Annotated in this window: 12 protein-coding genes; 4 read left to right on the forward strand and 8 right to left on the reverse strand. The window is 69.4% G+C overall.

Translation table 11 applies throughout. From position 1 onward, the window contains the following. Positions 1–397: 397 nt before the first annotated feature. From ACZLZQ_RS02180 to ACZLZQ_RS02205, 6 genes are read right to left on the reverse strand one after another with little or no spacing between them, the layout of a single operon-like run. The gene (locus ACZLZQ_RS02180; protein ID WP_472947918.1) at positions 398–1,978 is read right to left on the reverse strand and encodes a gamma-glutamyltransferase family protein; all 1,581 of its coding nucleotides are present in this window, start codon (positions 1,976–1,978) and stop codon (positions 398–400) included. Positions 1,979–2,000: 22 nt separating this feature from the next. Then, positions 2,001–3,014, reverse strand: coding sequence for an oligopeptide/dipeptide ABC transporter ATP-binding protein (locus tag ACZLZQ_RS02185; RefSeq protein WP_472947919.1), 1,014 nt, complete (start codon positions 3,012–3,014; stop codon positions 2,001–2,003). After that, positions 3,011–4,018, reverse strand: a complete 1,008-nt coding sequence (locus ACZLZQ_RS02190; RefSeq protein WP_472947920.1) for an ABC transporter ATP-binding protein — start codon at positions 4,016–4,018, stop codon at positions 3,011–3,013. The genes ACZLZQ_RS02185 and ACZLZQ_RS02190 overlap by 4 nt, the downstream gene beginning before the upstream one ends. Continuing rightward, positions 4,015–4,902 carry an ABC transporter permease gene (locus ACZLZQ_RS02195; RefSeq protein ID WP_472947921.1) on the reverse strand — a complete coding sequence of 296 codons (888 nt, stop codon included), beginning with the start codon at positions 4,900–4,902 and terminating at the stop codon, positions 4,015–4,017. Before ACZLZQ_RS02195 ends, ACZLZQ_RS02190 begins: the two co-directional genes overlap by 4 nt. Beyond that, entirely contained in the window at positions 4,902–5,849 is a 948-nt protein-coding gene (locus ACZLZQ_RS02200) for an ABC transporter permease (RefSeq protein WP_472947922.1), read from the reverse strand. Before ACZLZQ_RS02200 ends, ACZLZQ_RS02195 begins: the two co-directional genes overlap by 1 nt. Then, positions 5,849–7,471 carry an ABC transporter substrate-binding protein gene (locus ACZLZQ_RS02205; RefSeq protein WP_472947923.1) on the reverse strand — a complete coding sequence of 541 codons (1,623 nt, stop codon included), beginning with the start codon at positions 7,469–7,471 and terminating at the stop codon, positions 5,849–5,851. The genes ACZLZQ_RS02200 and ACZLZQ_RS02205 overlap by 1 nt, the downstream gene beginning before the upstream one ends. A gap of 200 nt (positions 7,472–7,671) precedes the next feature. On the opposite strand from ACZLZQ_RS02205, the gene ACZLZQ_RS02210 reads away from it, so the two are divergent. After that, positions 7,672–8,316, forward strand: coding sequence for a GntR family transcriptional regulator (locus tag ACZLZQ_RS02210; protein ID WP_472947924.1), 645 nt, complete (start codon positions 7,672–7,674; stop codon positions 8,314–8,316). A 93-nt stretch (positions 8,317–8,409) separates the two neighbouring features. Here ACZLZQ_RS02210 and atzD read toward each other — a convergent pair whose 3' ends face one another. Beyond that, positions 8,410–9,498, reverse strand: a complete 1,089-nt coding sequence (atzD, locus tag ACZLZQ_RS02215) for a cyanuric acid amidohydrolase (RefSeq protein WP_472948428.1) — start codon at positions 9,496–9,498, stop codon at positions 8,410–8,412. 46 nt (positions 9,499–9,544) lie between these two features. Next, positions 9,545–11,008 carry an amidohydrolase family protein gene (locus ACZLZQ_RS02220; RefSeq protein WP_472947925.1) on the reverse strand — a complete coding sequence of 488 codons (1,464 nt, stop codon included), beginning with the start codon at positions 11,006–11,008 and terminating at the stop codon, positions 9,545–9,547. Between the two features lie 447 nt (positions 11,009–11,455). Here ACZLZQ_RS02220 and ACZLZQ_RS02225 point away from each other — a divergent pair, with 447 nt between their 5' ends. From ACZLZQ_RS02225 to ACZLZQ_RS02235, 3 genes are read left to right on the forward strand one after another with little or no spacing between them, the layout of a single operon-like run. Beyond that, positions 11,456–12,568, forward strand: coding sequence for a BMP family ABC transporter substrate-binding protein (locus ACZLZQ_RS02225; protein ID WP_472932181.1), 1,113 nt, complete (start codon positions 11,456–11,458; stop codon positions 12,566–12,568). Between the two features lie 20 nt (positions 12,569–12,588). Continuing rightward, positions 12,589–13,698, forward strand: a complete 1,110-nt coding sequence (locus tag ACZLZQ_RS02230) for an ABC transporter permease (protein ID WP_472947926.1) — start codon at positions 12,589–12,591, stop codon at positions 13,696–13,698. Beyond that, positions 13,695–14,618, forward strand: coding sequence for an ABC transporter permease (locus ACZLZQ_RS02235; RefSeq protein ID WP_472947927.1), 924 nt, complete (start codon positions 13,695–13,697; stop codon positions 14,616–14,618). Before ACZLZQ_RS02230 ends, ACZLZQ_RS02235 begins: the two co-directional genes overlap by 4 nt. The last annotated feature ends 2 nt before the right edge of the window (positions 14,619–14,620 follow it).

Raw genomic sequence — 14,620 nt, forward strand, 5'->3', positions numbered from 1 at the left:
GGAAATTCACACTTTAAGAACTGCGCGGAACCGCCGCTGCATTACCTTGCGACGCAAGGTGACGATGGGGCCTCAAGCTGGCTATGCTTCACCAAGCCTGAACATGATGTCCGCATCTAGGCAAGCCGATGATGAAGGCAATCGCTGATTCCGCCGGGCGTGCCCCCCCCCCCGCCTGGCACTGCCCGACGCCAACGCCACGCCCTTTAGCGCCTGCGCAATTACTCGGCGGTGGCATCCGAGGCCTACGCCCTTCAGGGTAGCAGTACTGCAGCAACATCTCGCTCGCCGACAGCCAGCGGCGTGGTTCAAGCGGCTCGACGGGCGATGTTGCAGGCCCGCCCCCTCAAAGAGGCAGTCGCCGTGGTCGACGTCGGCCTTGCCGGCGTCGCGGCGGTCAGAAGCCGAGCGCCATGCCGTCCTTCCGGCTGTCAGAGCCACCCTCGAGCAGATGGTCGCCGATGCGGATCGCTTGGCTGCCGCCGATCGGGCTCGCGGCGGTGGTGAGGACATGGCCACGGGCGGAAAGATCGGCGCGGGTCGCCTCGCCGATGCCGGGCTCGAGGTCGAGCGTGCCGGCATGGGCGAAGCTGCGCGGCTCGTCCATCGCCGCCTGCGGATCGAGGCCCCTGTCGATGAGGCCGGAGAGGAAAGCGGCATGTCCGGTCGCCTGGTACTGGCCGCCCATCACGCCGAAGGGCATCAGCGTGCGCCCGTCCTTCGTCACCATGCCGGGAATGATGGTGTGCATCGGCCGCTTGCGGGGGGCAATGGCGTTGGGATGGCCCTCGATCAGCCGGAAGGAGGCGCCGCGGCTGTGGAAGAGCACGCCGGTCGCGGGGTCGAGCCGGCTCGAGCCAAAGCCGTGGAAGATCGAGTTGATGAAGGAGATAGCATTGCCGGCCGCGTCGACGACACTGAGATAGATCGTGTCCTCGTGCTCGGGCTCGTCCCAGAGCGCCGGCGGCAGCGCCCGGTCCATCTTGATCCGCGCCCGCAGGGCGGCGATCGTCCGCTCCGAGAGCAGCGTCTCGGCGACGCCCTCGCAATGGTCGGAATCACCGATCAGCGCGTCGCGGTGGTGGTAGCCAAGCTTCGTCGCCTCGGCGAGGAGATGGATGCGGTCGGCCTCGCCCATGCCGGCGACGTCGAAGCCCTCCATAATCTTGAGGATCACCAGCGCGACGAGCCCCTGCCCGTTCGGCGGGCACTCGTGCACGGTGAAGCCGCGATAGTCGGCTGAGATCGGCTCGACCCAGGTCGCCCCGTCCGTCCCGGCAGCGAAATCCTCGACCGTGTGGAGGCCGCCGAGCGACTGGAGATGCGCGACCATCTTGGCCGCCGTGTCGCCTTCGTAGAAGCCGGCCGCACCCTTTTCGGCAATCTCCTCCAGCCGCTCCGCGAGCAGCGGCTGGGCGAAGCGGTCGCCGGGCGCGGGTGCCTTGCCGCCGGGCAGGAAGTGCGCGGCCGCATGGACGTCGCCGGCCGGCGTCGCAACCGTGTTCGCCCAGTCCATGGCAACGCGCGGCGTCACCGGAAAACCGTCGCTGGCGTAGGAGATCGCCCGGGCGAACAGCGCCGAGAGCGGCCGCGAGCCGTGGTCGGCATGCAGGCGGCACCAGGCCGAGATCGCGCCGGGGACGGTCACCGAATGCGGGCTGGTCTGCGGGATCTCGTCGGTCAGCCCCGCCGCCTTCAGCGCCGCGACAGTGGCGGCCGCCGGTGCCCGGCCGGAGCCGTTGATTGCCTTTACCGCCCCGCCCGCCGGCGCGTAGAGCGCAAAGCAGTCGCCGCCGATGCCGGTCATCAGCGGATCGACGACGCACTGCACCGCCACCGCCGCGATCGCCGCGTCCACCGCATTGCCGCCGCCCTGCAGCACTTCGAGGCCGGCCGCCGTCGACAGCGGGTGCGAGGTCGCGATCATCGCCGTCGAGGCATAGGTCGTCGGGCGGCGGGCGGAGAAGAAGTCGAACATGGGGGAAAGGCTTTCGGGCTGCTCAGGAAAGGGGATGGTAGCAGGCGGCGGCGCGTCCGGGAACGCGCTGCACCAGCGCCGGGTCGTCGGCATGGCAATCCGCCTGGACGTAGGCACAGCGGCCGGAGAAGCGGCAGCCTCTCGGCAGATCGAGCGGGCTCGGGATCTCGCCCGGCAGCGGGTCGGTGATCGGCTGGAAGAATTCCGGCGAGGCATGGCGCAGCGCCAGCGAATAAGGATGCGCGGGCGCCGCCAGCACGGCATTGGTCGGGCCGGTCTCTACGATGCGGCCGAGATACATGATGGCGATCTCCTCGCAGAGATAGCTCGCGACGCCGAGGTCATGGGTGATGAAGAACAGCGTCAGCCCCATTTCCCGCTGCAGCTTGCGCAGGAGGTTGAGGAGCTGGGCCTGGGTCGAGACGTCAAGACCGGACACCGCCTCGTCGGCGACGAGCACCGAGGGGTTGGAGGCGAGCGCCCGGGCGATGGCGACGCGCCGCACCTGCCCGCCGGACAGCGCGGCCGGATATCGCGCGGCGACCTCGGCGGCAAGGCCGACGCGGCCGAGCAGCTGCGCGACGCGCGCCTCGATCTCGTCCGTGGCGCAGATGGCGAAATGGCGCAGCGGCTCGGCGATGAGCGCGCCGACGGTCATGCGCGGGTTCAGCGAGCCGCGCGCATCCTGGTAGATCATCGCGACGTCGCGGGCGAAATCGGGCCCCGCCGCCCGCATCTCGGTCACCGCCTTGCCCTGGTAGAGCGCAAGGCCCTGCGACGGCTCGGTGAGGCCGAGGAGGACGCGCAGCAGCGTCGACTTGCCGGACCCGCTCTCGCCGACGAGCGCGACGCTCGCCCCGCGGCGGATGCTGAGGCGCACACCGTCGAGCGCGGCGAGATTCTGCTGCCGTCGCTTCAGAAAGCCGGCGGGACGGGTGACCTGGTAGACCTTCTCGACGTCGAGAAGCTCGAACAGCGGCGGGCCCTCCGGGAAAGGCGCTGTCTTCGTCGGGAGCGGTGCGGCAAGGGAGGTCATTGCGGATTCCAGCAGGCGAGCGATCGGCCGTCGACCTCGGCGAGCGGCGGCCGCTCGGCGGCGCAGCGCGGCAGGACGGCGGGGCAGCGGCTGGCGAAGCGGCAGCCGGACGGCATGGCATCATAGCTCGGAACGCCGCCTTCCGGCGGGTCGAGGTCGCTCGTGCCGATCTCCAGCACGCAGGACTTCAGGAGCTTGGTATAGGGGTGTCGCGGATGCTCCAGCACGGTGCGGCATTCGCCAGCCTCCATCACCTGCCCGGCATAGAGCACGACGATCCGGTCGCAGGACTGGCTGGCGAGCGCCAGATCGTGCAGCACGAAGATGCAGCTCGCGCCGCGGGCCTTGGTCTGGTCGAGGATCAGCCGGACGATCTGCGCCTGGATCGTCACGTCGAGCGCCGAGGTCGGCTCGTCGGCGAACAGCAGGTCCGGATTGCAGGCGAGCGCGATCGCCACCATCACCCGCTGCTGCATGCCGCCGGAGAGCTGGTGCGGAAAGGCGGAAAGGCGCGCCGCGGCATCGTTGATGCCGACATCCTCGAGCAGCGCGACGGCCCGCAGCCGTGCCGCGCGGCGGTCCAGACCGAGATGGCGGCGCAAGACCGAAATGAGCTGGCTGCCGACGGTGTAGCAAGGATTCAGCGCGGAGCCGGCGTCCTGGAAGACCATGGACAGGCGCCGTCCGCGCAGCTTCGCCCAGCCCTTCTCCTTCAGCGTCACGAGGTCCGGCACGTCGTCGAAGCGGGCGCGGCCCTCGATCTCGGCCTCGCCGCGGCCGAGGAGCCCCATCAGCGCGACGGCGATGGTCGACTTGCCGGCGCCGCTCTCGCCGACCAGCGCCAGCGTCTCGCCGCGCCCGACGGTGAGCGAGACCGCGTCGAGAATGCGCTTGCCGCCCCGGTGCAGCGTCAGGCCCTCGACGTCCAGCAAGGCCTCGGCCCGCGACGCTGCGATCACGGGTGCGACGGGGGTGGAGGCGTGGAGGGTCGCGGCGGCGTTCATCGGGCGCTCCGGAGTTTTGGATCGAACTCCTCGCGCACGCCGTCGCCGACGATCGAGAGGGCGATGAGGAGCAAGGCCAGCGCCAGGCCCGGCATGCCCGACATCCAGGCCGCGAAGGAGACGAAGCCGCGGCCCTCGGCGATCATCAGCCCCCAGTCGGGCGTCGGCGGGGTGACGCCGATGCCGAGGAAGGAGAGCGAGGACGAGACGAGGATCGCTTCGGAGACGCGGATCGTCACCTGCACCAGCAGCGGGAAGAGGACGTTCGGCAGGATATGGCGGAGGATCACGGTATGGCGCGGGATGCTCATCAGGCCGGCCGCCTCGACGAAGAGCTGCACCTTCACCTGCAGCACGTCCGAACGCACGGTGCGGGCGAACGGCCCGATCAGCGAGAAGCCGACGGCAAGGATCACCTTGTCGACGCCCTGGCCGAGAATGGCGATGAAGGCGACGGCCAGGATCAGCGAGGGCAGCGCCAGGATCGAATCGATCAGCCGCATCAGCCACCATTCGGTCCATCCGCTGGCAAGGCCTGCCGCGATGCCGAGGACGAGCCCGCCGAGCGCGCCGATGAGGACGGAGACGACGCCGATCAGAAGTGCGTAGCGGGCGCCATGGATGATGCGGGAGAAGATGTCCTGCCCGTAGCTGTCGGTGCCGAGGAGGTGCGCGCCGCCGGGCGGGGCCATCATCGCCTCGATCGACTGGTCGGTCGGGCTGTAGGGGGCGAGTTGCGGCGCGAAGAGGGCGCAGACGACGAAGCCGAGGGTGACGAGGAGCGCCAGGGTGAAGAAGGGCCGGCGCAGGAACAGCGACGTCTGGCGACGGGGGCGTGTCGCGGCCGGCAGGCCGGCGGCAGGCAGCGTATCGGAAACGGTCATCAGCGCGGCTTCAGCCTCGGATCGAGGAAGGGATAGGAGAGGTCGACGATGAGGTTGACGACGATGAACAGCACCGCCGTCAGCATCACGGCCGCCTGCACCAGCATGTATTCGCGCCCGAGCACTGCGCCGGTGAGGAGCTGGCCGATGCCGGGCAGCGAGAACACCGTCTCCGTCAGGACAGCGCCCTGCAGGATGCCGCCGAGCTGCAGGCCGATCATGGTGACCACCGGCATGGCGATGTTGCGCACGCCATGCACCCAAATCACCCGCCATTCCGGCTCGCCCCGCGCGCGGGCGGCGGCGATGTAGGGCTGGTCGAGCACGTCGACCAGCGAGGCGCGGGTGATGCGCACGATCATGCCGATGAAGAAGGTCGAGAGCGTCAGCGCCGGCAGCACCATGTGGTACAGGCCGAGCCAAAGGTCGTCCCACGGCGCGACGAAGCCCATCACCGGAAAGGCGCCGAGCTGCACGGCGAGGAACCAGATCAGGCAGATGCCGAGGAAGAACGAGGGAAAGGCCGTCCCGGTCAGCGCGAAGACCGCGATGCCAGCGTCCCAGATGCTGTCCTTCTTCACCGCCGAGACGACGCCGAGCGGGATGCCGACCAGCACCGCCAGCACGATCGAACAGGCGGTGAGCGTCAGCGTCACCGGGAGCGCCTGGTGGACGACATAGTCGAAGATGTCGGCGCGCCCGACATAGGAGACGCCCCAATGGCCGGTGATGAAATTGCAGAGCCAAGAGACATACTGGACGACGACCGGCTGATCGAGGCCGAGCGCCGTGCGCAGCTGGTCGTAGCTCTCCTGCGAGAATTCCGAGCCCAGCATCAGCATCACCGGATCCCCGGGCGCCAGCTTCAGGAGGGAGAAGCTGGCGACCGAGACGATCAGGAGGACGACGAGGGTCTGGAAGACCTTGCCTGCCGCCTGCGCCAGCATCAGGACATGCTCACGCCGTGTAGGTTGACGAGATCGCAGGGAATATACTCGAAGCCCTGCACCTTCTTGGAGAACACCTTGTAGATCGGCATGTGCGCGAGCATGGCGATCGGCGCCTCGTCCATCAGGATGTCCTCGGCCTTGTGGTAGAGCGCGGCGCGCTTCGGCACGTCGATTTCGGTTTGCGCCTCGACGCAGAGCCGGTCGAATTCCGGGCTGGACCAGCCCCAGTAGTTCCAGGAGCCGCCGGTCTTGAACTCGGGGAAGATCGTCTCCTCCGGGTCGAGATCGGCGACCCAGTCGAAGTCGAGCATCTCGAACTTGCCGTCCTTCATCCGCTGCACCCAGGCGGCCGGCTCCAGGAGCTCGAGGTTCACCTTGATCCCGATCTCGGCCAGCATCGTCACGATGGTCTGGGCCACGCGGGTGCCGACCGGGCCACGCTCGGCCATGATGTAGGTAACGGCGATTTCGCCTTGGTTCTTGGCCTTGGCGCGGAACTCCTTGGCCTTGGCGAGGTCGAAGCGGTGGCCGCGGTCGGTCTCGCCGATCTTCGGGTCGTAATAGCCGGTCATCGGCGGCGAGATCGGGCTGAAGGCCTGCTGCGCCAGCCCGAAATAGGACCGCTTGAGCAAGGTCTCTCGATCGATGGCGAAGGCGACGGCCCGGCGCAGATTCACGTCGTCGAAGGGCGCGGCGCGGTTGTTCATGCCGATATAGGTGTAGTTGCCCTCGACCTCGCCGTAGAGCGTGACCGTCGGGATCTGCTTCACCTGCGCCACCAGCTGCATCGGACAATCGGTCATGCCGTCGATCTGGCCCGACAGCAGCGCTGCGACGGCGGTGCTCGCCTCGTCGATGAGCATGAAGGAGGCACGCTGCAGCTTCGGCAGGCCCTTCTCGAAATAATCGGGATTGGCCTCGAGCTCGATCGAGTCGTTCTCCTTCCAGGAGACGAACTTGAACGGGCCGGTGCCGACTGGGTTGCGGCCGTAGTCGAGGCCGTACTTCTGGGCTGCCGCCGGGCTGACGATGGTGCCGGCGCGGCCCGTCGAGCCGGTCAGCGCCACCGGCAGGAAGGCGTAGGGCTTCGAGAACTTCAGCCGCACGGTCAGCGGGTCGACGATCTCGATCTCGTCGAGCAGCTCCAGCTTCCAGGCATGCGGCGAGGCGGGGGTGCCGGCCTTGACGCGCATCAGCGAGAACTTCACCGCCTCCGCGTCACACGGCGTGCCGTCGTGGAATTTGACGCCGGGGCGCAGCTTGAAGAGGTGGGTCTTGTCGTCCTCGAGGTCCCAGCTCTCGGCAAGGTCCGGCTCGAACTTCACCGCGGTACCGTCATAGGTCACCTTCAGGAGGCCGTTGTGGATGTTGTTGATCACCTGCACGGCCGAGAGGAAGAAGGTGAAGTGCGGGTCGAGCGTGTCGATGTGCTTGATCGCGGCGATGCGGATATGGCCGCTCTGCTGGGCGCGTGCCTCGCCGGGCATGAAGCCCGCGCCGGCCGCGGTGAGGATCCCGGCGCCGAGACCCTTCAGGAGGGTGCGGCGGCCCATGCGCAGCGTGATCCGCTCTTCCAGGATGCGCTTGTGGTCGATCTTGCCGGCAGTCTCGTTCGTCATGTCTGGACCTTTCTCCGTTGTCCCCTTCCCGCGGGACCGGATCGCGCGACGGCGACGGGAAAAGCTCGGTGGTCCGCATCGCCGGGGCCCGTCGAAAGCCTCTTCTGGGCGACCTCTTTCCGCTGCCGATCTTCTGGTGTCGACTTTGATGGCGTTGTGTATACAATTGCAAGCCTAAATAATAAGCACGAGTAGATAATATGCAGACACCCCGTGGCTGGGCGGATCAGATCCATTCCGCGCTGATCGAGCAGATCGTCGAGGGAAAGCTCGGGCCCGGCGACGTCCTGAACGAGCAGCCGCTGGCCGAGGCTTTCGGCGTCTCCCGCACCCCGGTGCGCGAGGCCTTGCAGCGCCTCAGCGCCGCGGGTCTCGCCGAGCGCGGGGCACGGCGCGCCTTCGTGGTCCGGCGGATGGAGCCCTCGGCCCTGCAGGCGCTGTTCGAGGCGGTCGGCGAGCTCGAGGGGCTGGTCTCGCGTCTGGCCGCGCTGCGGATGACCGAGGTCGAACGGCAGGCGCTGACGGCCATCGTCGCGGACGGCGAAGAGGACGGCGTCGACTATGCCGAGGCCAATGCCCGCTTCCATGCCGCCATCCACCAGGGCGCGCACAACCCCGTTTTGGCGGCGACGCTTGCCGATATCAGCCTGCGCACCTTGCCCTGGCGCGGCGCGCAGTTCCGCGCCCGCATCGCCCGCATCCAGAGCTCGCGGACCGAGCATCGGGCGATCCTCTCGGCGATCCTCGCGCAGGACGGCGAGGAGGCGCTGCGGCTGATGCGCGCCCACGTCGCCGCCTCCTTCCTCGGCATCATGGCGATCGTCCGGAGCAGCGCCGGGGCCTGACCCGCGCGAAGGCCACCGTCCCCGCGGCGCTAACGTCCCTGCGCAGAGCGCGTCGGCCGCCCTTTGCGGGCGGCCTCAGCGGGGCTGGCGCGATCAGCGCGCCGGTATTCGCTCGGCGATGATCGCGACCGGACCGCCGCCGTCCGGGCCTTGGTGCTCGGCACCGCCGGAGACGAAGATTTCGGTCGTGCCGACGAGACCGGAGAGGACGCCGGCGACGAAGGCGCGGGCATGGCGGGTGGCCGAGATGTCGCTGTCGTCGTTCATGGTGTGGCGGCTGCCGCGCACCCGGCCGCTGCGCGACGCTTCCGCCTTGGCGAGCAGCGCCCGGAAGCCGGCGCCGGCGGGGATGCCGAGCCTATCCATCGCCGCGCGCACGGGCTCCGCATCGATCGCGTCGCCCATCACTGCGTGGTCGATCGCCAGCGGCCCGCGCCACCTCGCGCTCATGCCGAGAACCAGGATCTCGTGCCCCATCAACTCGATCCCGGCCGAGGTGCTGGCGCGGCCGGAATAGAGGTTCATGTCAGCCCCGATCCGGCTGTCGCCGAGCGCTGCGGCGTCGATCTCGCCGAGCGCCAACGCGACGCCGAGCGCGCTCGCGCCCCGCGACAGGCCCATCGACTTCAGCGTATCGCCGGTGGCGCAAGCCGCGCCGCGCCCGGCCGCGTCCGTCATCCGGGCAGAGGTCAGCAGCGGGCATTTGATCTGGACGAAATGCACGTCGGCGGGGTCGGTGATCCCCGCTTGCGCCATCGCCGCGGCGACACCGGCCCGGACCGCATCGACCTGCGCCATCCGCCCGACCTCTTCGGGCAAGAGGTCCGGCGTGATGGCGGCGCCGAGCGCCAGCGACATGCCGCCGGCCCCCGACGCCTCGTCGTCATTGTTGCGCTCGAACACCAGCCAATGCGGGCTGAGCGCGCCTTCCGTGCCGCCGGACATGACGAGGACCACGCGGGCGGCCGCCTCGCCGATCTCGGCCGCCAGAAAATCCGTCAAAGCACGGGTGGCAAAGCCGCGGGTGAAGTCGTTGACGCAGCCATTGCCTTCGGTCTTGCCGAGGATGGCGACGATGCCGGCGGGATCGAGCCGGCCGGCGCGCACGAGGGCCTCAAGACCCGAGACGTCGTCGGGGGCGGCGGCGGGCACGCGGTGAAGGCGGGCGACGGGAGCGGTCAGGGTCGGTCTCCTTGGGTCAGGCGGCCGGCGGGAGGCCGGCGGGACGTCAGCAGCAAGGCGGGGCGCGGAAATGGGCGCCCAGCGCCGCTTCGAGATGCGGCAGGGCGGCGGCAAGGTCGGCGGACGCGCCGATGCCGTGCCGCAGCCGGTCCATCAGCTCGCGCTGCGCGGCGGGGTGATCGATGCCGGTCAGCCTGCCGTCTGCGAGGATGGTACGGCCGCCGACGATCATCTCCGCGATATCGGCCTTCACACCCCGGGCGAGCAGCAGGTCCAAAGGATCCGAACAGGGCAGGAGGGCATCGGCATCCAGCCGGTCGAGGTCGAGCAGCAGGAGATCGGCGGGCTCCCGCGCGGCGATCCGCCCGCCGGCGTCAACGCCGGTGATCGAGGCCCGGCCGTTCCGCATGGCCATGTCGAGCAGCGCTTCGGGCGCGATCACCGCGTCGAACCCCCAGCCGCGGTGCAGGAGGTTGGCGAGGCGCATTTCGCGCAAGGCGTCGTCGTCCTCGTCGAGCGCCAGGCCATCGAGCCCGAGGGCGACGCGGCATCCCGCCCGGACCATGTCGCCGACCGGCGCGATGCCCGAGCGGATCTGCAGGTTGGAGCTGGTGTTGACGGCGATCGTCGCGCCGCTCTCGGCGATCAAGGCCAGCTCGTCCGGCCGGGCGTAGGTGCAGTGCGCGAGCGTCAGGCGCGGCGACAAGAGGCCGATCTCGGCGAGATAGGCGACGAGGCCTCGGGGATAGGCGGCATCGGCCCAGGCCCTCTGGTAGCGGGTTTCGAGGAGATGCATGTGCACGCGGCGACCGGTCAGCGCCGAAGCCTCGGCGACCGCCTCGAGGAGTGCGGGGCTGCACCATTGCGGGCCAGCGGGCCCGTATTGCACGCAAGCGCCCTCCCCGACCGCCGCGGCCGTGTCATCAACCAGCCGCAGATGCTCGGCGACGGTCGGCGGCGGCGCGGCGATGCGCCGGGCGATAGCGGCGCGCGCCGGCGGCGGCAGCGCCGCCAGAACCGGATCGGCCGGGCCGTAGACCAGCGGGTTGATGTCGCGGAGCGCCGGGGCAAAGCCGATGCGCACGCCGATGTCGCGGGCCGCCCGCGCGGTCTCGGCCGCCTCCTGCGGAAGCCGGCCGACGCTCTGGAACCGCGTGTGGTGCACCATCACCGCGCCGGCGCCGCCGAGGACGCTGCGGCCGATCGAGGCGCAAGCCGACAGATAGGGATCGACATGCGGCAGCAGCGCGAGATGGCTGAGCCAGAGCTCGAGCGGCTTGCCGCCCGCCCCGAACGAGCTGGCGCGCACCGGCCGCGCATGATCATGGGCGTTGGCCAGCACCGGAATCGCGACGCGGCGCGGCGGCTTTCCCCCTTCAGCCGGAAAGGCGGAGGCGACTACGTCCACGATCACCCCTTCGGCAATCTCCAGCCGCGCCGGCACGGTGGGGGAGAGCGCCGGCGCGCCGATCACCCCGGCACAGTCGATGATCCGCCGGTCCGGGATCAAGCGACAGCGCCCGCGGACGGCAGAAGGCGGCCTTCGGCGGGAGCGGATCCGTGGCGTGCAGGCGTCGGAAGAAGGTGGGTCAAAGGCACATCGGCTTCCTGGTGCGAGGGGAGCGGGCCGCCGGCCGGTGCGCGGCGAGAAGGGGTGCCGTCGGCCACCCGAATCGCTGGAGCATACACAAGCCCGCAGCAGTTCCCACCCGCGGCGCCTGCATCCCCGCGATCGTCGCCGGGAAGAAAGACCTGCCATCCTAAGCCAGGCCCCACACAGCTTGCCGCACTGCACAAGCGGCCAGCGATCGCGCCCTTGTCTGCCCACAAAACAAGCAAAAAGAGATCGGCGCCTTCCTCTCGAACCATTAATTAGCCAGCCAATACAGCCGGATGCGGCGTTGGCACGGTCATTGCATGCAATCCCCGTATCGGACCCCGAGATTGGATTTTTGCCATGGCCCTCCTCCCGCTTCACCGCCGCCGCTTCCTCACCGGCGCCGCCGCTCTCGCTGCCAGCCCGCTCATCATGCGGGCGGGCCCGGCCCGTGCCGCGGACATGACGATCGGCTTCCTCTATGTCGGGCCGAAGGACGATTTCGGCTACAACCAGGCGCATGCGCAGGGCGCCGCCGCGGTGAAGGCGATGGCCGGCGTCACGGTGCTGGAGGAGGAGAACGTGCCGGAGAGCGAGGCGGTGGTGCGCTCGATGCAGTCGATGGTCGAGCTCGACGACGCCAAGCTGATCTTCCCAACCTCGTTCGGCTACTACAAGCCCTTCGTGCTCGACGTCGCCGCCGCCAATCCCGAGGTGCAGTTCCGCCATTGCGGCGGCCTCTGGAGCGACAAGGACCCGAAGAATGCCGGGTCCTATTTCGGCTATATCGGCATGGCGCAGTATCTCTCCGGCATCATCGCCGCCCACCAGACGAAGTCGAAGAAGCTCGGCTTCATCGCGGCCAAGCCGATCCCGCAGGTGCTGCTCAACATCAACTCCTTCACCCTCGGCGCCCGCTCGGTCGATCCCTCGATCACCACGCAGGTGATCTTCACCGGCGACTGGTCGATGCCGGTGAAGGAGGCGGAAGCCGTCAACGCGCTCGTCGACCAGGGCATCGACGTCATCACCAGCCATGTCGACGGCCCGAAAGTGCTGACGCAGACGGCCGCCGGCCGCGGCGCCTTCGTCTGCGGCTACCACACCAGCCAAGCCGCGCTCGCGCCCGATCACTACCTGACCGGCGCCGAGTGGAACTGGGAGAACGTCTACCGCTCCTTCGTCGAGAAGGCGCAGGCGGGCGAGGCGCTGCCGAACTTCCTGCGCGGCGGTCTGGCGGAAGGCTTCGTCAAGTCGAGCCCCTACGGCGCGATGGTCGGCGAGCCCGCCCGCAAACAGGCCGACGCGGTGCGGGCCGAGATGATGAAGGGCGGCTATGCCGTCATCCAGGGCCCGCTGAAGGACAACAAGGGCAAGGAGGTCGTCGCTGCCGGCGCCCGCTATCCCGAGACCGCGATCGAGCTGGAGAGCATGGACTACCTCGTCGAGGGCGTCATCGGCTCGACGAACTGAACAAGAGCGGGACCGGCAAGATGACCCTACCCCTCTCCTCCCCGGTCGCCCGGCTCGGCGGCCCCGCGCTGTCCGAGGTCGCGGCCCGGCGGATCGAGGCCGTGGCCTTGCCGGTTCTCGCCATCCTCGTGGGCTTTGCGGTCTTCGCGGTCTTCATCGCGGCGCTCGGCAAGTCGCCGCCCGAGTTCTTCCAGCTGGTCTGGCGCGGCGGCTTCGGCACCGCCTTCTCGGTGGCGAACACGCTGCAGCGGGCGGCACCGCTTCTCCTCACCGCGCTCTGCGTCGCTCTGCCGGCGCAGCTCGGCCTCGTCGTCATCGGCGGCGAAGGGGCCTTCGTTCTGGGCGGGCTCGCCGCGGCGGCGAGCGGCACGCTGATGGCCGGCATCCCCGCCGCGCTCGCGCTGCCGGCGATGGCAGTCTGCGGCATGGCGGCCGGCGGGGTCTGGATCGGCCTTGCCGGCTGGCTGCGCCACCGCCGCGGCGTCAACGAGACCATCTCCTCGCTGCTCCTCGCCTATATCGCCATCGCCGTCTTCAACCATCTGGTGGAAGGGCCGCTGCGCGACCCCGCCTCGCTGAACAAGCCCTCGACGGCGCCGCTCGGGCCCGAGCTGAAGCTCGGGACGATACCGGGGATCGACGTCCACTGGGGGTTTGCGGTCGGCGTCGTCGCTTGCCTTGCCGCCGCCTTCGTCATCCAGCGCACGACCTTCGGCTTCGCCGCCCGCATCGCCGGCGGCAATGCGCGCGCGGCAGCCGTGCAGGGCTTGCCGGTCGGCCGGCTCGTCGTCGCCTTCGCCGTGGCGGGGGGCGCGGCAGCGGGGCTCGCGGGCATGATCGACGTCGCCGCCGTGCAGGGCTCGGCCAATGCCTCGCTGATCGCCGGCTACGGCTATACCGGCATCCTCGTCGCCTTTCTCGCCCGGCAGAACCCGCTCGCGATCATCCCGATGGCGATCCTGATCGGCGGCATCGAGGCTTCCGGCGGCCTGGTGCAGCGGCGGATGGGCTTGCCGGACGCGACCATGCTGGTGCTGCAGGGCCTGCTCTTCCTGTCGATCCTCGTCTCCGAGACCTTTGCGGGCCGCCTTGTGCGCCGTCGCGGCCAGCCTGCGGGAGCTTCGGCATGAGCGATGATCTCGGCCTCTGGAGCGTCGCCGTCGCCATTCTCGGCGGCGCCATCCGAGTCTCCGTCCCGTTCCTCTTCGTCAGCCTCGGCGAATGCGTCACGGAGAAGAGCGGGCGCATCAATCTCGGGCTCGAGGGCACGCTCGTCTTCGGCGCGATGGCCGGCTATGGCGGCTCGCTCTATACCGGCTCGCCCTGGCTCGGGGTCCTCGCCGCCGGCCTCTGCGGGGTGCTGTTCGGCCTGCTGCACGGCGCGCTCTGCTCGCTGCGCAACGTCAACGACATCGCCGTCGGCATCGCCTTGATGCTGTTCGGCATGGGGCTCGCCTTCTTCTTCGGCAAGCCGCTGATTCAGCCTGCGGCGCCCATGCTGCCCTCGATCGACCTCGGCTTCTGGACCAGCCAGCCGGCGGTGAAAGCGGCGCTGCAGATCAGCCCGCTGTTCCCGATCGGCATCGCCATCGCTTTCGGCCTCGGCTTCGTCTTCCGCCGTACCCGCATCGGCCTCGTGCTGCGCATGGTTGGCGACAGCGCCGATGCCGCCCGCGCCATGGGCTACGCGATCCTGCCGGTGCGGATTCTTGCCACCGCCTTCGGCGGCTTCATGGCCGGCGTCGCCGGAGCCTATCTCTCGCTCTACTATCCCGGCTCCTGGAACGAGGGGATCTCGCAGGGCCAGGGCCTCATCGCCGTCGCGCTCGTCATCTTCGCGCGGTGGAACCCGGTCGCTTGCTTTGCGGCGGCCCTCCTCTTCGGCGGCGCCGGGGCGCTCGGGCCCGCCCTCCAGTCGGTCGGCGTCACCGGCGGCTACTACCTCTTCTACGCCGCCCCTTACGTCCTGACCCTTATCATCCTCATCCTCACCTCCTCGCCGCGGCGCGCCCTCGACGGTGCCCCGCGCGAGCTGTCCATCACGAAATAGGA

This window comes from Mesocryomonas lacus, assembly GCF_055730105.2.